The sequence below is a fragment of the Radiobacillus deserti genome (assembly GCF_007301515.1).
Lineage (GTDB): Bacteria > Bacillota > Bacilli > Bacillales > Amphibacillaceae > Radiobacillus > Radiobacillus deserti.
The window spans coordinates 3,240,838-3,257,669 of sequence record NZ_CP041666.1; the positions used below are offsets into that span (position 1 = coordinate 3,240,838).

Sequence of the window (16,832 nt, forward strand, 5' to 3'; positions counted from 1 at the left end):
TTCCCTCCAAATTATTATCGTTTTCTTCTCTCTATACCACGGTCTATTATTTCATAAAATTCCGAATACAACAAAGGATTGATGCCGCACTAATTATTTTTAAGTTCCTCTACGAGTTGAGATAATTCTTCCCATCTTTCCATCGCCTCTTCAAGTTGTTTTTCCAATTCGTTCTGTTTCTTGAAGAGCTCCTGCACTTTTCCTAAATCACTTCCTGCAACAGCAATTTCTTCTCCAATTACTTGTAATTCTTCCTCCATTTCTTCAATTCTATCCTCAATAACGTCCCACTCTTTTTGTTCATGATAGGAGAGCTTTTTCTTTTTCTTTGGTCGTTCTTCTTGCTTCGATTGCTTTCTCTCCTCTTTTTTTGCCACCTGTTCTTTCTTGTCATCTAAAAAATCCGAATAATTCCCATAATAGCTAAACGGAGTAAGTCTTCCTTTTTCCAATACGATTAACTGGTCTACTACTCGGTCTAAAAAATATCGATCATGAGATACCGTGATTACAACACCAGGAAACTTTTCCAGATAATCCTCTAGCACTCCTAATGTCTGCGTATCTAAATCGTTCGTAGGCTCATCCAAAAAGAGTACATTAGGTTCCGCCATAAGGACTCGTAGTAAATAAAGTCTGCGGCGTTCTCCACCAGAAAGACGACGTATATAGGTGTATTGATGGGATCTAGGAAAAAGGAAACGTTCCAGCATCTGTTCTGCGGTTATCGTTTCTCCTTTTGCAGTATGTACTACTTCTGCTACTTCCTTTATATAATCAACCATACGTAGATTTTCATCCATATCCACATTATTTTGCGTATAATACCCTATTTTCACCGTTTGTCCTACATCGATTGAGCCTTCGTCAGGCTCTATGTTTCCAGCCATCAAGTTAAGGAGTGTGGATTTCCCGCTTCCATTGGGTCCAATAATTCCTACTCGATCCCCTGGAATAAATAAGTGGTTAAACGATTGTATTACCGCTTTTTCGTTAAACGATTTACCTACATCTATAGCTTCTAGTACTTTATTACCTAACCGAGTCGCGCCCATCTCAACATCTAAGCTTTGCTTATTTGTATGAAAGGTTTGATCCTTCATTTCTTCGATTCGTTGCTTTCTGGCTTTCTGTTTAGTAGACCTTGCTTTAGCACCTCTTCTCAGCCAAGCTAGTTCCCTTCGCATCGTATTGGCATGCTTTTGCTCATTTTGGATTTCCTGTTGCTCGCGTTCTGCCTTCTTTTCCAAAAACATTTCATAATTCCCGATGTAAGAATATAATGTACCGTTGTCTAATTCATACATATTATTCGTGATTCGATTTAAAAAGTACCGATCATGTGTAATTAGTATAATAGATCCCGGATATTGCGGGAGGTAGCTTTCTAGCCATTCTATGGTTTCATTATCCAGATGGTTAGTTGGTTCATCAAGGAGCAAGAGGTGTGCGGGTTGAATAAGCGCTTTCGCTATGGCTACCCGCTTTCTTTGTCCACCAGACAAGTCTTTCACCCGTTTGTTAAATTCTGTAATTCCTAATTTCGTCAATATCGTTTTCGCTTGCGCATTAGCATCCCAAGCTTGGAGCTCATCCATCTGCTCTTGTGCTTGCATCAATTTATTCTGCAATGTTGCATTATCGGGATTCGTTTCAAGTTCCATTAATATTTTTTCATAGTTCCTCAGTGTCACCATCACGGTGGAATCTCCGTAATAAATTTGCTCTAGCACCGTTAATTGGTCATTCAAATATGGGTCCTGCTCTAAATATTCAACCCTGAAATCGTTAGCATGAATAAGCTGGCCCTCATCAAAAGGCTCGATCCCCGCTAGACCTTTTAAAAGGGTAGACTTTCCTGTTCCATTTACCCCAATTAATCCAATACGTTGCTTTTCTTCCAATGTAAAGGATACACCTTCGAACAATATTTTATCTCCAAATGATTTGGATACATTTTCTACTTTTAATAAGCTCATTTACCGTTCACCCTTTTTTTAACACTCTTTCTCATTATAGTCGATTGAACGTACACTTAACACCAAAACGAAATTTATGCATTACGATTTAATTGTGATATACTTACATTAGTTACTTTTCGTAAGTTAGTGATTTTTTCTAACTAAAAGGCTTACAAAGCGTATCAATAAGTTGTATGATGGAAGGTAGGAGGGATTACAATGAACGAGCTATGTCCAAGGTTTGAAAAAGCGATGCAGTTGTTTAGTAAAAGGTGGGTCGGGCTTATTTTATTCGAATTGCTGGATGGCTCCAAACGGTTTTCGGAAATGGAAGCTGAGCTTCCTATCAGTGGTCGCCTTCTATCTGAACGACTAAAGCTTTTAGAACAAGAGGAAATTGTCAAAAGACATATCTACTCAGAATTTCCTGTTCGGATTGAATATCAATTAACCGATAAAGGACGAGCATTGGAACCCGTCATTAAAGCCATCCAAAATTGGTCCCACGATTGGATTACAGATAAAGAGATTGAAGTAAATTCTTAATAATAGAGAAGACGAACCCTACTAATAACGAATAGGGTTCGTCTTTTTAAGAAGGATTGTTGCCAAAACGACTATTTTCATTCCATGGAAAGCCAGTCCCAAAGGATTTTGCCATTTGCTTTGATTGTTTTCTTCGTTCTTTTCTTAATTCCGCACGTTTCGGTGCCCCTTCATGCAAAAGCTTTTCCTCTTTTGATTCAGGGAATACGTTAGGTACAGTAGTCGGGCGATTATCTTCTCCTAACGCTACCATGGTTAAAAAAGCAGTTGTACATACTTTTCGCTCCCCCGTTAACAGGTTCTCCGTCACAGCCTTAACAAAAACCTCCATAGAAGTATTATGAGTCCAAGTTACGAATGCTTCTAAACAGATGGTATCTCCTTCTTTAACAGGGTAAAGGAAATCGACCGAATCGGTAGAAGCTGTTACGACAGGCTTTCTTGCATGCCTTGTTGCTGCAATAGCAGCAACATCATCAATATGTGCCATTAGCTCCCCCCCAAACAACGTCCCATGGCCATTTGTATCAGGAGGTAGAACGTGAGATGTTTTAACGGTCAAAGATGCGATACAAGGCTTCGAATCCATTTACTTCACAATCCTTTCCTAAAGAATAGGGGAAATCAGTCGCGAAACCGACTCTTTTAGCTTAATCCATGTTGGACGATTTATATATTGATTAAGCGTAAGAGGTCGGGAAAGCTCGATGTCCTCTTCAAATTTTTCCACTAATTGCTTCGCAACATTATTATTATAAAGGAATGCATTGACTTCAAAATTCAATCGAAAACTTCGAACATCAATGTTTGCAGTTCCGACAGATGCAATCTTTCCATCTACTATAATCGTTTTAGAATGTAAAAAACCATTTTCATAAATGTACACATGTGCACCTGCGTTTAATTGTTCCCCAATATTCGAATACGTTGCCCAATACACAAATGGATGATCTGGCTTATTTGGAATCATGATTTTCACATCAACTCCAGATAGAGCTGCAATCTTTAAGGCATCGGATAAACTGTCATCCGGAATAAAATATGGGGTTTGGATATACACATACTCTTTTGCTGACATGATCATTTTAATATATCCATTTTTGATTTGTTGCCAATCCGAATCAGGGCCACTCGATACGATTTGTACCCCTACATCCCCTTTTTGCTCCGCCCCATAATAACGTTCATCATACTCAATATCATGGCGAGAAGCCTGATTCCAATCCAGAATAAAACGTGTTTGCATATTCCTGACTGCATCCCCATAAATTTTCAGATGCGTGTCTCTCCAATATCCAAACTTTTCACTATAGCCTAAATACTCATCCCCAATGTTAAAACCACCAATGTAACCAATCTTCCCATCTATAATAGCGAGCTTCCGGTGATTTCGATGATTAATCTTAAAATTTATTCTCGGGATAAGAGGCGGAAAGAATGCTTCTACCTCAGCGCCTGCTTTTCGCATTTGTTTAATAAATTTTTGCCCTAATTTTCTAGACCCCATATCATCGTATAACACTCTCACTTCTAATCCTTCTTTTGCTTTACGAATAAGAGCCTCCGCAATTCGTTGACCTAGCTGATCACTACGAATAATATAATAAAGCAAATGAATATGGTCTTTTGCCTTTTCAATATCCTCTAGCAGTGCGTTAAACTTCTTTTCCCCGTCCGTGAATATTTCCACCTGGTTATCTTGCGTCAAAATGGCGTCATCATTACGAAGATGTAAATAAAATAAGTCCTTATATTCAATTAAACGTTCATCTTTAAGTATCAATCTATTTTCTTCCAATGCGCGAAGTTGTGCTTGTACGGCTGTTTTTACACCGAGGCGACTCTTTGTATCCCATGTGAATATTCGACGGTTGCTTAGCTTTCTTCCAAAAATCAAGTAAAGTATAAATCCTAAAACCGGGATAAATAATAAGACCATCAGCCAAGCCCACGTTGCACTGGCATCCTTTCGCTCCAAAAACACAATAGCAAACGCTAAGGCAATGTTGAAAATAATAACAGATCCTAAAAGATAAGGAATAAACTCCACCCGCTCCCCTCCTTGAGCAACCTTTGTTCTGTAACATGTTTACTATAGCACAAAGTACATCGTATCATACTGAAACTTTTTTCGTATGAATACTGCTTTTTCTTACCCTACTCATACGAATGAAAAACAAAAGTTGTTTCATGCTAAGAAAAAGGGGTGAATGAATAATGGATGATTTTCGAGCAATAACAGGTACTGACATTAACAAGGTAAAAGAAAAGAATTCTAACTCCGGGATGAGTTATAACGAAGCAAAAGAATTTATAGCTCGTACAACCGGTGGGCACCATACCAATATCTATTCGGATACAGATATCCAACAAGTAAGAAAAAAACTACGAAATAGTAAAAAGGGATGAGAAGAAAATCTTCTCATCCCTCTAGAACCTATTAATAACCGAAGCCACCAACTGGATAATTCGTTCCTGCAATCACTAATAATACGAACAATACGACTAATAGAATGAATTCATTGTTACCAAACATTTTGAACTCCTCCTTTAACATATTGGTGTCTAAGGTATTTTATTGTCATAATCTACTATTAGTAGCCGTAGCCGTAGTCGCCGCCTGTTGGATAGTTATTCCCTACAATAACAAGTAATACGAAGATAACTACTAATAAAATGAAGCCATTGTTACCAAACATGATTTATATACCTCCTTCATAAAAGGTTTCTTTTATACAAGCATCGTGCATGTTTTCGATTAAGACCAGCCGTAGTCGCCACCTGTTGGATAGTTATTCCCTACGATGACAAGCAGCACAAAGATAACTACTAATAGAATGAAACCATTGTTACCAAACATGATTCATATTCCTCCTTGGAAGATTTGATTAATAGATGATTCGTTTCATTTATCTATTAAGACCAGCCATAGCCGCCTGTAGGATAGTTATTCCCTACAATGACTAGCAATACGAACAATACGACTAACAAAATAAAGCTATTGTTACCAAACATTCGCTATCCCTCCTATTTGGTGTTTCTTATCTTTCTGTTATAGATTCGCTCGTTATTACCAACCGAATCCATATCCGCCTGTTGGGTAGTTGTTCCCTACGATTACTAACAGTACGAACAATACAACCAATAGAATAAAGCTGTTGTTACCAGTAAATCCGTAACTCATCAACTCTCACCTCCAAGCGTGATTAACAGCATACGGTGAAATCTTTCGTTTGGATAGCCTATTCATTAATCTGCTATAACTAACTGTTCAATTGTTTTCTAGATTGTCATAGTAAGTCGCTAGCACCGAGTGATGCTGTGTCTTACACTACTTACCTTATGTATAGAGTCGTTTTGTGACGGGGCAAATGTCCCAATTCTACTTAAAACAGGCGAATGTCTTGAAGGAAATACCTATAAGGGTATAGATAAAAGTCTAAGTGGTTCCATACCCCTACTTGTCTGTCCATACTCAAGGGAATTGCTTTGTATAGTGGTTCATTACCTTAATGATTACGTGAATATTGTCTCTCTATCCATTCTTCATATAATAATAAAGAACAGCCAGGTCGCCCTGACTGCCCCCATCACTTACTTCTTATTAAGCATTTTAGAAATGGTAGATTCATTAATCCCCTTGCTTTTGGAGATCATTTTAACTAGCATATCTTCGGTTGACTTATTTACTGGTTTTCCTGCTGTTTTTGCCACTTTCTTTATAAGTTTACGAACTTCCTTTTCATCCGACAGATCTGTTCCTTTAAAGGAGTTCGCAATACTTTTAATACTCTTCATATCTACTCCGGTTTTTTTCTCCACTTTTTTGGAAAACTGATCACTCATGCTATCCCTCCTTCTCTACCATCCTATGCACGGGCATAAGGAAGTGTATGGATATGCGTGCAGGGTGGGCATGAATACAGGCATTCGCCCAATTCCTAAATAGCAAGACATTCGTCTAGGTCATAAAACCCATAGTTACATATGTTGAGAGTATAACGAAATAAGGAGGTGCTTAAATATGGCTTGGAACGCAGGCTATGGTGCCTACAACTATGGGGGTCACTGCTACGGAGGTGGCTTTTTCAGCGGAAACAATGCCTTCACTTTGCTAGTTGTGTTATTTGTTTTGTTAGTAATTGTTGGCGGAGCATCTTACCCTATGGGTGAGATTGAAGACTAAATTTTCTTCTTTTTTTATAGAAAGGCAAAGCAACTGCCCAATCAAACCTTTTAAATCATCATAGACTAATAGTGTTGCAAGGAGGTGAAAGCATGAGCTACGCAGGCGGATTTTTTGGTAACAATGGTTTCGTATTGTTGGTTGTTATTTTCGTATTGCTTGTAATCGTAGGTAACAACTACCCAATGGGTGGTGGATATGGTTACTAATTAGAAACTTAAAAAGGAGGTACAAAGAATGAGCTACGGAGTATTTGGTGATAACAGCTTTGTTCTGTTAGTTGTAATCTTCGTACTTCTTGTCATCGTTGGCTCTAATTACCCAATTGCTGGATGGGGGTACTAGAACGCCATGTTGGCAAGATTATGTCCATGACTGGATATAATTCCTTACAGTTTAGAGGAAGGGAATACCCCCTTCCTCTTTTTATGTTTTTTCAAGACACTTCCATTGCTTTTTCCTTCCAAAGAACCTAAACTTAGTTTATTATTTTTAGATTTCATAAAAAGAGGGATGCGGTTATGGATAATAAAGAATTAAAAGTAGGCATTGCTTATACAGCTGCCGCATACATACTCTGGGGGTTCCTTCCTATTTATTGGAAAATGGTTGGTTCCGTTCCGGCTGGACAAATTCTAGCCCACCGAATAGTTTGGGCTTTTGTTTTTATGATGGTTCTTTTAGTTGTACTTAGAAAGACCCGTGCTTTCATGATTGAATTAAAACGGATTATATCCAACAAAAAAACGTTAATAGGAATTACCATCGCATCTATTGTCATTAGTCTTAATTGGGTTATCTTTATCTGGGCTGTTAACAGTGATCATGTTGTTCAAGCGAGTTTAGGATATTACATTAATCCACTTGTCAGTATTGTGTTAGGTATGCTCGTCTTGAAGGAAAGTCTTACAAAATGGCAGGTGCTTTCCTTTATTTTAGCAGCCATTGGTGTCTTATACTTGACGATCAACTTCGGTGTTTTCCCTTGGGTATCGATTGTACTTGCGTTATCCTTTGGACTGTACGGATTATTGAAAAAAACCGTAGATATAGGTGCAATGTTTGGCTTAACGATTGAAACATTAATTGTATCCCCAATCGCTGTGATTTACTTGTTTGCCGTTGGTGTACAGGGAAATGGAGTTCCATTCACATGGTCTCCAGTCTTCCTATTGCTTCTAGCAGGAGGAGTTGCGACCGCGGTTCCATTGCTTTTATTCGCAAGTGGAGCGAAACGAATTCCTTTATCAATGGTTGGGTTTTTGCAATATTTTGCCCCAACCATTATGCTTATGATCGGTGTTTTTAAATACAACGAACCGTTCACCCATGCCCATCTCGTCGCTTTCCTATTGATCTGGACAGCGCTCGCTATCTATACAGTATCTCGTACTAAGTGGTTTAGACGTGTAGAGCTAAAGAGACTCGAACGAAAAAGTTCTTATTAATAATCCGCGCTATACTGGTGTGTTCATATGGAACACACCAGTTTTCTCTTTTATCAGCTGCTTACCTTTTCGTACTGCAAAAGATACCTTTATTTTTCCATTGCTATAGATGCTATTTTTCGCTTAGAATGAAGTACTAGGTTTTTCTTTTCTGACGTTTCTTATTAGGAAATAAAGGGAAATATATCTAAAGAATGTAACATGGAAGTGATTTGATGCGCAGATTAACCGTCACATGGATTGCTCTCTCCATCCTCGTGCTAATCGGAGTGTGGTACGTTTGGCAATTGCAATCCCCCTCTTCAGACGCAGAACCCGTTCCCACACCAAAAGAAGTTCTAACAGATATAGCCAAGGAATCGAAAAATGCGGATAAAAATCAAGAGGAACAAAATGAGTCGACAAAGGATTCCGAAAATAAGGATCTTGCGGAAGAAATTAAGGAAACCGTTGTCCATGTCGTGGAAAGTGCCATAGGACTGTTTATAAAAAAAGACACTGACATTGTAGCCATCGGTGACTCATTGACCCAAGGTGTTGGAGATACAACGGAAAATGGTGGATATGTTGGCATTATTGAAAACACATTAAAGAGGACAAATGAAGACATCCATATCAAAAACTTCGGCAAAAGAGGAAATCGTTCTGATCAACTATTAAAGCGTCTAGAGCAAGAAGAAATTTCCGAATCCATCCGTGAAGCTGAAATTGTGCTGATTACAATAGGAGCAAATGACATAATGAAGGTAGTAAAGGAAAACTTTACACGCCTAGAATATAGTCTTTTTGTGGAAGAACAAGTCGAATACAAGGAAAGATTACGAGAAATTATGGAAACGATGCTATCCCTAAACGGGGATGCCAATATTTATTTAGTAGGGTTCTACAATCCTTTTTATGGATATTTTAAAGATGTAGAACAGCTGGAACAAATTATTAATAACTGGAATGCAACCGGTCAAAGTGTCGCAGAAGAATATGAAAATGTTTCTTTTATTCCTATTTATGACTTATTTACAAATACAGAAGAAGACTTATTATATTCTGATAACTTCCACCCCAATACAAAAGGGTATGAAAAAATGGCAGAACGTATCTTAGATGCCATTGAACCCGATATAAGAAGAGAAAACAAAAATGAAGAGGATGGGGATGAGTAATGAGCGAAGCACCAAAGAAAAAGTGGAACTGGAAGCGATGGTTTATCATTCTGGCAAGTATTAATGTCGGAGTACTTGTACTCTTATTCCTTCTAATCTTTATTCCAGCCCAAACATCAGATGATCCGCCTAAAAAGCAAGATATAGAAGCAGAAGCGGGTGCAGAACTTGTCGTTCGCTCAAGTAAAGAAGATTTAAGTCAATTGATCAATGGGTATTTGGATAAACTTTTGAAGAATAAAGCAGATGACTTCGAAGTTACCTTGGATGAGAACGTAGTGATTATTGGTTCTGTAGAAGCATTTCAAACGAAAATACCGGTAACCATCGAGATGGAACCAGTCGTTCAAGAAAATGGAGATTTAGTTTTAAAACAAGAAAAAATTTCACTTGGTCTCTTGCCACTTCCACGGAATAAAATTTTATCCTACATTGATAAAGGCTACCCAACACCTGATTGGGTAAAAATTTATCCAAAGAAGGAAAGCATCTATGTAGCTGTAACAGAAATGGACATTAAAAGTAATTTTAAAGTAAAGGTAGAATCCTTTGACCTAAAAAATGATGATTTACGATTTAAATTTAAAGTTCCAAATAAAATATTCGGGATATCCTTTAACTTTTAGATAAGAAAAATCTGACTCCATTTTTCGAGTCAGATTTTTCAATGTATTTATTGTATTTTTGCATATATACATGTATCCCTTAATGTCTGTCCGTCCATTGATACATCATCGTTTTTAAGTGTAGCTTCTAATTCAAAGCCTAGCCGTTCTGGAATAGCTCGACTTTTTTCATTCAATCGGTCGCAGCGGATTTCAACCCTCCGCGCTCCAAGTGTGTCAAATGCGAAACTGGCAATTCCTTCTACTGCTTCCGTCATGTAGCCTTTTCCACTTTTTCTAGCATCAATCCAATAGCCGATTTCGAATTTTGGAACAGACCAGTCGATTCGGTGCAGACCGGATGATGCAATAAAGTCCCCAGTTTCCCGATCAAAGACTAGAAGACGCAAATCCTCTCTTTTCAAAAACCGAATGTGGGATTCTCTAATATTTGTTTCTACATCCTCTTCCGTTTGTTCTTTATTTGCAAATGGTAACCATTGTTTCAGTTCATGTCTGGATGCTTGTATCGCTTCATATACCTGCTTCCCATCTCCTGGACGTGGCATTCGAATCAGTAGCCTTTCTGTATAAAAGGATGTCGGAAACTCTCTCAGTAGCGGATTCATTCAAACCAACCTCCCTTATCTAATCCTTTTCTATTTCAATTTCTCCTACATCTGTTTTAACTTGTAGGATCGGATTTCCATTACCTTGCTCTACATAATAACTCTTCCCGGAGGATTTTGGAATACTAGAAAAACCGTTTACCGAAACTTCACCCACATCACTAGCTAAATCGAAAGTAAAATTCTCTGGCTCATTTCGAAGAGATACAGATATCTCTCCTACATTGGAATTAATTTTAACATCATCCACGAATGAATCTAGCTCTAAGCTCACTTCCCCAGTATCAGATTCTATCGAAAAAGCACCTGTACCAGCATTGACTTCGATTTCTCCAACATCTGTATGCAACGTGCTCTTAGCTGCCACCACTTGGTTGATAGTCATATCTCCAACATCACTATATGCGATAAGTTCTTTCGTCTTAATATTACTTATTCGTACTTCTCCTACATTTGACTCCATTGTAATCGATTTAAATTCCTTATCAGGAAGCTTAACCTCTACAATGGAACCACGATCTTGGAATGAGAAAATGGGATAGGCATACCATGGAGCATCTGATTTATCAAAAATAACATCGATTGTATCATCCGTTTGTTTCATGGAATATTCGACGTGTTCTTTTCGAAGTTTTTTTGTTTGGACTCGTACCTCTATCTGATCTGTCTGACTCTTAGATACAATTACTTCTCCAACATCTACATTCACATTTACACGCTCCACGCTTCCGGAGTCAAATGACTTTGTTTCTGAAATATCTGTATTATCCCCGCCTGTTAGAAAATGATCACCAGTAGCATACGTGGTAAACACGCCAACTAAACCTAAAACAAATAGCACCGCAGCTATAAGCGCAACTTTTTTCATCTTAACGTTCCCCCTTTACAATTCGAATGTTATATTTCACATATTTTAAGATAAGAAAGTAGAGACCTTTCCCAACATAAAGCATCCCAATCCCAAACAACACTCCGAAACTTGAAACGGTGAGCGTAACAAAAAACGGCTGTAGAAAAGAATCTGCATACCCAATATTTGCAACAAACCAGACAATCGGTATAAACATAAGTGCAATAGAGGATACAGCTAAACCTAGATATACCGCTACAATTGCTGCAACTGGTCCGACTACAAGAATTAAATTAAAAAAACTCAAGCTAATTGTCGCAAGAATTACTCTTGATATATTTCTCACTGACTTATCCGTTTGTGCTTGTGTAAGTCGATATTCCATTAGCATATCTCTTGCAATCCATTTAGGATTTCCAAGTTCTGCTGAAATTTCTTCTTCTGATTTCCCTTCTTGCTCACCATTTTCAAAATGTTCTATAAAATCGTATATAAGCTCCATTCGATCATCTTTAGGAATTTTGTCTAATTGAAGATCCAACTCCCGTAGAAATGTTTCCTTATTCACTTTTCTCTGCCTCCTTGATTAGTCCATTTACCGCACTGCTAAACACGTTCCATTCCTTAATTAAGGATTGCATATAATCACGCCCCGCTTCTGTTAAGGAATAATATTTACGCGATGGTCCTTCCGTTGATTCTGACAAATAAGTCGTAAAATAATTTTCTTTTGTTAATCGTCTAAGCAAAGGATATAAAGTTCCTTCGGCTACATCTATTCGTTTGGAAATATTCTGAGCTAGTTCATATCCGTATTGATCCTTTTCTGAGATTAAGACTAGGACACAGAGCTCCAAAACACCCTTCTTAAATTGCACATTCATTTTTTCAGCTCCTACCTTTTATCCACTAGTGATTAATATACAATAGTTATGGAAAAAAATAATACTCTTGAGAAGAGTATAATACACACTATTGAATAATACAAGGTACTAAATAAAAAATAATAAGCTTGATAAAAATCAAGCTATTAACCCAACGCTCGCTCGAAGTTTCCAACCAATGGCTTTGTTTCAAGGAGATGGGGATACGCATTAAGCTTTCCTCTATAGATTAGTTCTAGTTGATGAAGATTCAATAAGTCCTGCGGACGAACTAAACAAACTGGTTTTTCCAAATCAATGACTCCACTCTCTTTTAGAAGTATGGCAACAAACTGAGAACAAAAGTATTTATTTTCTCGATTCCATTCTCTGTTCATAATCACCGTAAATAACCCTAACAGATTATACCGATAGTATTGTTGCATGGACTCCATATATTTGATTCGACGCTTCATGATAAAAAGCTCTTGATCTGTTACGGAATAACTATACACTGCACAGGTTGACCGTTGAAAAAGCTCTGTCTCTACATTCTCTCGAACAAAACCTGCGTTAAACGGATTCCTCGGATTTTTTCTTCCAAAGCTGTATAGTTCAGTTAACCCTTTATCAAAGGAAATGGAACAGTGGTTTAGCGTCGATCTCGTGCAGAGATTTATTGTCTTGTTTAGTAATGTCCCTGTATCTGTAAAAAGTAAATAAATCTTTTTAATAGCGACCAAACCCCTTCCGATCCTATCAATCATTTATTCTTTTCCATAACTATATATCTATCATACATTTAATCCTACAATTATCAATAAGACTTTTTTAAATTAAGCTTCCGAACTAAAAGTTTAAAATTTTCAAAAAATAGGATTGACTATTTCCAACTATTGAATTATAATCCATTACAAAGTTAGATTAATCGAATATCTCTTATCCAGAGAGGCGGAGGGACTAGGCCCGATGAAGCCCGGCAACCATCAAGTCATATTGAAAAGGTGCCAATTCCTACAGGTCCATGATCTGAAAGATAAGAGGAGGAAAATGTATTACACCACCCTCTTCTTACGGAAGAGGGTGTTTTTATATCTTTTCCCTCTCCACCCTTCATGAACCTTGTGGCACATTTCATAAGATCCTAGAAAAAATATTAGGAGGAATATGCATGGTAAAATCTTTTTATCAACAAGGAATTGAAACACTATTACTTCACGGAGGTCAAGAGCCAGATCCAACTACTGGATCTAGAGCTGTTCCCATTTATCAAACAACATCTTATGTTTTTCGAGACACAGAGCATGCCCAAAACTTATTCGCATTAGCAGAGCCAGGGAACATTTATTCCAGAATTATGAACCCCACAGTAGATGCGTTTGAGCGTCGAATTGCGTTATTAGAAGATGGAATCGGGGCTGTCGCTACATCTTCTGGTGCTGCAGCGATTACCTTATCTATTTTAAATATTGCAAATGCTGGAGATGAAATTGTTGCAGATAGTAATTTGTACGGAGGCACCTTTAATTTGTTCCAAAAAACATTACCCAAATACGGTATTACAGTGAAGTTTGTAGATGGGTCAGACCCAGAGAATTATCGAAAAGCGATCACAGATAAAACAAAAGCCATTTACGGAGAAATCATTACAAATCCGAGTTTGCAAATTTTGGATGTTGAAAATGTCGCCGCCATTGCACATGAGCATGGCATTCCGTTGATTGTAGATAATACTTTTGCCACCCCTTACCTCGCAAAGCCTCTATCATGGGGAGCAGACATTGTCGTTCATTCCGCAACAAAATGGATTGGTGGGCACGGAACGGCAATTGGAGGCGTAGTCGTAGACGGAGGGAAGTTTGATTGGAACAATCCTAAATTCCCGGAATTTACGGAACCAGATGAAAGCTATAATGGATTACGATATGCACAGGATATTGGTCCCGCTGCTTTTTCTATTAAACTAAGAGTTCAATTACTGCGAGATATTGGGGCATGTTTAAGTCCTCAAAATGCGTTTATATTTTTACAAGGATTAGAAACGTTAAATCTCCGAGTTCAAAAACATAATGAACATGCGCAGAAGGTTGTGGAATACTTATCTAATCACCCAGCTGTAGAATGGGTCACTTACCCAGGGGTGAAGGAGCACCCTTCGCATGAATTAGCACATAAATATTTAAATGGACATTACGGGTCCATTGTTATTTTCGGAATTAAAGGAGGAAGAGAAGCAGGCCGGAAACTAATTGATTCTATTCAGCTTTTCTCCCATGTGGCAAATGTTGGGGATGCAAAATCACTGATTATTCACCCTGCTTCTACGACACATCAACAGCTAAATGAGGATAGTCTTAAGCAAAGTGGTGTAACAGAGGAATTGGTAAGACTTTCAATCGGACTAGAATCTCCTGAGGATATTATCCGAGACTTAGATCAGGCAATTGCGAAAGCTACCGGATTTAATAAAACGATAAAAGAAACAACGGATCAAGTTGTAAAATGGGCACTTCAATCCCCATTTGACCGTTCATCGGGGCAGCCGAGACAAAAAGTTATCGCATTTGTAGGATCAACGGATAATCCAGCTAGTGATATTTATCAAGAGTCCTTAAAGTTGCAGCAATTCGGATTTCAAATCGTTCATGCGGGGGCGAACTTAGACTCATTAGCTTCCATAGAAAGCGAGATTGATATTGTATATGTGACGCAATCTGGACTAGACCAACTATCTTTCTCTGATATTGAATCATTGAAAACGAAGATTCTATGGCTAAATTCTTCTACCTCTGTATTACAAAATACAGAAGCTCCTGATTTAAGCGGGGTTACGGTAGTGGAAAGCCGAAATATTTATGAAGAAGCATTGAAAGCTAGAGGTTATCAAGCTAAAGAGCTTACAGAAATAGGACTATAAATAATAAGAAGCTTGAGGCATCTGCCTCAAGCTTCTTATTTAGTGACTGTGACCGTGATGATGGTGCGTATGACCTTCTTGTTCTTCCATTTGACACATAATCGAATCCTCGTGGGGATGTTCTTCATTTTCTAATTGAATCGTGATATGGCCAATCCCCTTATGTTGCAGAAGGTGTTCTATATCTCGTAACATGGCTTGGCTCTCTATTAAGGAGATATTTTCAGTGACAACAGCATGACAGGACAATGCATTTTGACCGCTTGTAATACTCCATACATGCAAATCATGAATGCTAGAAAGACCTGGTACACCGTTTAATGTTGCTACAATATCATCCAGGTTTACATTTTTTGGAGTTCCCTCCATTAATACATGGAGAGAATCCTTCGTAACGCGCCAGCCACTTATTAGTACTAATAGTGCAACGATGACACTGGCCAATGGATCTGCCCATCCCCAACCAAATGCCATAATCAAAATGGCTGCAATAATGGCTCCAACAGACCCGAGCATATCTCCAAGAACATGGAGAAAGGCTGCCCTTACATTTAAATTTTCTTCCGTATCTCCACGCATAAGAATCCAAGCGACTACTACATTCACAAGTAACCCAATAATAGCGATGATAAGCATTCCTACAGAAGCAACCTCAGGAGGTTCTGTGAAACGATGGTACGCCTCATAAAAAATATATAGCGCAATTAAGGTAAGTGTAATTCCATTAAATAAAGCAGCTAAAATTTCAAATCGTTTATATCCATATGTCTTGCTGTAGTCTGCCGCTTTTTCTCCGATAATAAAAGCAATCAGTCCTACTCCTAATGCTACAGCATCACTGAACATATGTCCGGCATCTGATAATAAAGCTAGACTATTGGTTAAAAATCCTCCAATAACTTCTACAATCATGAAGCCTGCGATAAAGATAAAACTAATGAGTAAAGCCTTTTTATTTGCACCATGTGTATGGTCATGGCCGTGACTGTGATCATGTCCCATTATCCAACTCTCCCTTCACGTACATTACTATATGCATATATTATCATATATGTAATACCTATAAAACAATTATTGATAAATTTAATGGAGTTGCTCCTGTTGTTATTACTAAACAAAAATTGACAAGGTCTTTATTATTTTATACGCTTTTTTTATACATTACATACCGCTTAAGAAGAGGTGAAAAACATGGAAAACCATCCAGAGCAAAACGAAGCAAAAGATACGGAATATAAGGAGTTAGATGAAGAAACCTTATTTGTTGTGTCTCAATCGTTCAAAGCTTTAAGTGACCCTACCCGCATTCGGATTCTTCATTTATTATTTCATAAAGAGTACTCTGTAAATGAAATGGCAGATACGTTAAATCTTCGTCAATCTACCGTTTCCCATCAGCTTCGTTTTTTAAAAAATCTTCGTTTAGTGAAGTATAGACGAGAAGGAACCACTTTGTTTTACTCCCATGATGATCAGCACGTCATGGATATTCTAAAGCAATCCATTAATCACGCCTTACACCATTAAAGAATTTGTGACGCCTGTGTAATGCTTCTCTTTTTTATCTTCCATTTCTCGTCCCTACGTCTGATATACTTCCTACTGACTGGACAGGTTATTCTTATAATATGCAAAAATGACGTGTGCCTCTTTATGGGGCCGACTCT

The 16,832-nt window shown here is 37.9% G+C and carries 25 protein-coding genes and 1 riboswitch; of the genes, 10 read left to right on the top strand and 15 right to left on the bottom strand.

All coding sequences use genetic code 11. The annotated features are described in order from the left end of the window. Positions 1-89: 89 nt before the first annotated feature. Entirely contained in the window at positions 90-1,979 is a 1,890-nt protein-coding gene (locus FN924_RS17015) for an ABC-F family ATP-binding cassette domain-containing protein (protein ID WP_143896546.1), read from the bottom strand. 201 nt (positions 1,980-2,180) lie between these two features. Here FN924_RS17015 and FN924_RS17020 point away from each other — a divergent pair, with 201 nt between their 5' ends. Then, the gene (locus FN924_RS17020; protein ID WP_143896548.1) at positions 2,181-2,507 is read left to right on the top strand and encodes a winged helix-turn-helix transcriptional regulator; all 327 of its coding nucleotides are present in this window, start codon (positions 2,181-2,183) and stop codon (positions 2,505-2,507) included. 46 nt (positions 2,508-2,553) lie between these two features. On the opposite strand, the gene FN924_RS17025 is transcribed toward FN924_RS17020, so the two are convergent. Together FN924_RS17025 and cls are read right to left on the bottom strand one after the other, a co-directional pair. Next, on the bottom strand, positions 2,554-3,096 hold the full coding sequence (locus tag FN924_RS17025; RefSeq protein WP_143896550.1) for an acyl-CoA thioesterase: 543 nt from the start codon (positions 3,094-3,096) through the stop codon (positions 2,554-2,556). Positions 3,097-3,114: 18 nt separating this feature from the next. Further along, a complete protein-coding gene (gene cls, locus FN924_RS17030) occupies positions 3,115-4,557 on the bottom strand; it encodes a cardiolipin synthase (RefSeq protein WP_143896552.1) in 1,443 nt (480 codons plus the stop codon). A 167-nt stretch (positions 4,558-4,724) separates the two neighbouring features. Between cls and FN924_RS17035 the strand changes: the two genes are divergently transcribed. Next, complete coding sequence (locus tag FN924_RS17035; RefSeq protein ID WP_143896554.1) at positions 4,725-4,916, top strand: gamma-type small acid-soluble spore protein; 192 nt, start codon at positions 4,725-4,727, stop codon at positions 4,914-4,916. Positions 4,917-4,947: 31 nt separating this feature from the next. Here the strand turns inward: FN924_RS17035 and FN924_RS17040 are convergent, their stop codons facing one another. The 6 genes from FN924_RS17040 to FN924_RS17065 form a co-directional block, all read right to left on the bottom strand. Continuing rightward, on the bottom strand, positions 4,948-5,043 hold the full coding sequence (locus FN924_RS17040) for a YjcZ family sporulation protein (protein WP_143896556.1): 96 nt from the start codon (positions 5,041-5,043) through the stop codon (positions 4,948-4,950). A gap of 58 nt (positions 5,044-5,101) precedes the next feature. Beyond that, positions 5,102-5,206 (bottom strand): YjcZ family sporulation protein, encoded by a 105-nt coding sequence (locus FN924_RS17045; RefSeq protein WP_143896558.1) that lies wholly within the window; start codon positions 5,204-5,206, stop codon positions 5,102-5,104. A gap of 59 nt (positions 5,207-5,265) precedes the next feature. Next, a complete protein-coding gene (locus tag FN924_RS17050; protein WP_143896560.1) occupies positions 5,266-5,367 on the bottom strand; it encodes a YjcZ family sporulation protein in 102 nt (33 codons plus the stop codon). A gap of 56 nt (positions 5,368-5,423) precedes the next feature. Next, positions 5,424-5,522, bottom strand: a complete 99-nt coding sequence (locus tag FN924_RS17055) for a YjcZ family sporulation protein (protein WP_143896561.1) — start codon at positions 5,520-5,522, stop codon at positions 5,424-5,426. Between the two features lie 55 nt (positions 5,523-5,577). Next, positions 5,578-5,691, bottom strand: coding sequence for a YjcZ family sporulation protein (locus tag FN924_RS17060; protein WP_143896563.1), 114 nt, complete (start codon positions 5,689-5,691; stop codon positions 5,578-5,580). Between the two features lie 410 nt (positions 5,692-6,101). After that, complete coding sequence (locus FN924_RS17065) at positions 6,102-6,353, bottom strand: stage VI sporulation protein F (RefSeq protein ID WP_143896565.1); 252 nt, start codon at positions 6,351-6,353, stop codon at positions 6,102-6,104. Between the two features lie 178 nt (positions 6,354-6,531). On the opposite strand from FN924_RS17065, the gene FN924_RS17070 reads away from it, so the two are divergent. The 6 genes from FN924_RS17070 to FN924_RS17095 all read left to right on the top strand — a co-directional run bounded on the left by FN924_RS17070 (position 6,532) and on the right by FN924_RS17095 (position 9,927). Continuing rightward, the gene (locus tag FN924_RS17070) at positions 6,532-6,693 is read left to right on the top strand and encodes a YjcZ family sporulation protein (protein WP_143896567.1); all 162 of its coding nucleotides are present in this window, start codon (positions 6,532-6,534) and stop codon (positions 6,691-6,693) included. Between the two features lie 92 nt (positions 6,694-6,785). Then, entirely contained in the window at positions 6,786-6,902 is a 117-nt protein-coding gene (locus tag FN924_RS19635) for a YjcZ family sporulation protein (RefSeq protein WP_143896569.1), read from the top strand. Positions 6,903-6,930: 28 nt separating this feature from the next. After that, positions 6,931-7,038 carry a YjcZ family sporulation protein gene (locus FN924_RS19640; RefSeq protein WP_143896571.1) on the top strand — a complete coding sequence of 36 codons (108 nt, stop codon included), beginning with the start codon at positions 6,931-6,933 and terminating at the stop codon, positions 7,036-7,038. A gap of 176 nt (positions 7,039-7,214) precedes the next feature. Further along, entirely contained in the window at positions 7,215-8,141 is a 927-nt protein-coding gene (gene rarD / locus FN924_RS17085; protein WP_143896573.1) for an EamA family transporter RarD, read from the top strand. A gap of 215 nt (positions 8,142-8,356) precedes the next feature. Then, positions 8,357-9,301, top strand: coding sequence for an SGNH/GDSL hydrolase family protein (locus tag FN924_RS17090; RefSeq protein WP_143896574.1), 945 nt, complete (start codon positions 8,357-8,359; stop codon positions 9,299-9,301). Then, positions 9,301-9,927 (top strand): YpmS family protein, encoded by a 627-nt coding sequence (locus FN924_RS17095; protein WP_143896576.1) that lies wholly within the window; start codon positions 9,301-9,303, stop codon positions 9,925-9,927. Before FN924_RS17090 ends, FN924_RS17095 begins: the two co-directional genes overlap by 1 nt. Before the next feature lie 47 nt (positions 9,928-9,974). On the opposite strand, the gene FN924_RS17100 is transcribed toward FN924_RS17095, so the two are convergent. From FN924_RS17100 to FN924_RS17120, 5 genes are all read right to left on the bottom strand, one after another. Then, the gene (locus FN924_RS17100; protein WP_143896578.1) at positions 9,975-10,535 is read right to left on the bottom strand and encodes a GNAT family N-acetyltransferase; all 561 of its coding nucleotides are present in this window, start codon (positions 10,533-10,535) and stop codon (positions 9,975-9,977) included. 19 nt (positions 10,536-10,554) lie between these two features. Beyond that, positions 10,555-11,403 (bottom strand): DUF4097 family beta strand repeat-containing protein, encoded by an 849-nt coding sequence (locus tag FN924_RS17105; protein ID WP_143896580.1) that lies wholly within the window; start codon positions 11,401-11,403, stop codon positions 10,555-10,557. Position 11,404: 1 nt separating this feature from the next. Continuing rightward, positions 11,405-11,953: an HAAS signaling domain-containing protein gene (locus tag FN924_RS17110; protein WP_143896582.1), complete on the bottom strand. Its 549-nt coding sequence runs from the start codon at positions 11,951-11,953 to the stop codon at positions 11,405-11,407. After that, positions 11,946-12,269 (bottom strand): PadR family transcriptional regulator, encoded by a 324-nt coding sequence (locus FN924_RS17115; RefSeq protein WP_143896584.1) that lies wholly within the window; start codon positions 12,267-12,269, stop codon positions 11,946-11,948. The genes FN924_RS17110 and FN924_RS17115 overlap by 8 nt, the downstream gene beginning before the upstream one ends. Positions 12,270-12,415: 146 nt before the next feature. Then, a complete protein-coding gene (locus FN924_RS17120; protein ID WP_228409496.1) occupies positions 12,416-12,991 on the bottom strand; it encodes a hypothetical protein in 576 nt (191 codons plus the stop codon). Between the two features lie 193 nt (positions 12,992-13,184). After that, positions 13,185-13,291: riboswitch (SAM riboswitch) on the top strand. A 128-nt stretch (positions 13,292-13,419) separates the two neighbouring features. On the opposite strand from FN924_RS17120, the gene FN924_RS17125 reads away from it, so the two are divergent. After that, complete coding sequence (locus FN924_RS17125) at positions 13,420-15,165, top strand: PLP-dependent aspartate aminotransferase family protein (protein ID WP_143896588.1); 1,746 nt, start codon at positions 13,420-13,422, stop codon at positions 15,163-15,165. Between the two features lie 39 nt (positions 15,166-15,204). Here FN924_RS17125 and FN924_RS17130 read toward each other — a convergent pair whose 3' ends face one another. Next, complete coding sequence (locus FN924_RS17130) at positions 15,205-16,167, bottom strand: cation diffusion facilitator family transporter (protein WP_143896590.1); 963 nt, start codon at positions 16,165-16,167, stop codon at positions 15,205-15,207. Positions 16,168-16,356: 189 nt separating this feature from the next. Between FN924_RS17130 and FN924_RS17135 the strand changes: the two genes are divergently transcribed. Further along, positions 16,357-16,692 (top strand): ArsR/SmtB family transcription factor, encoded by a 336-nt coding sequence (locus FN924_RS17135; protein WP_143896592.1) that lies wholly within the window; start codon positions 16,357-16,359, stop codon positions 16,690-16,692. Positions 16,693-16,832: the final 140 nt, after the last annotated feature.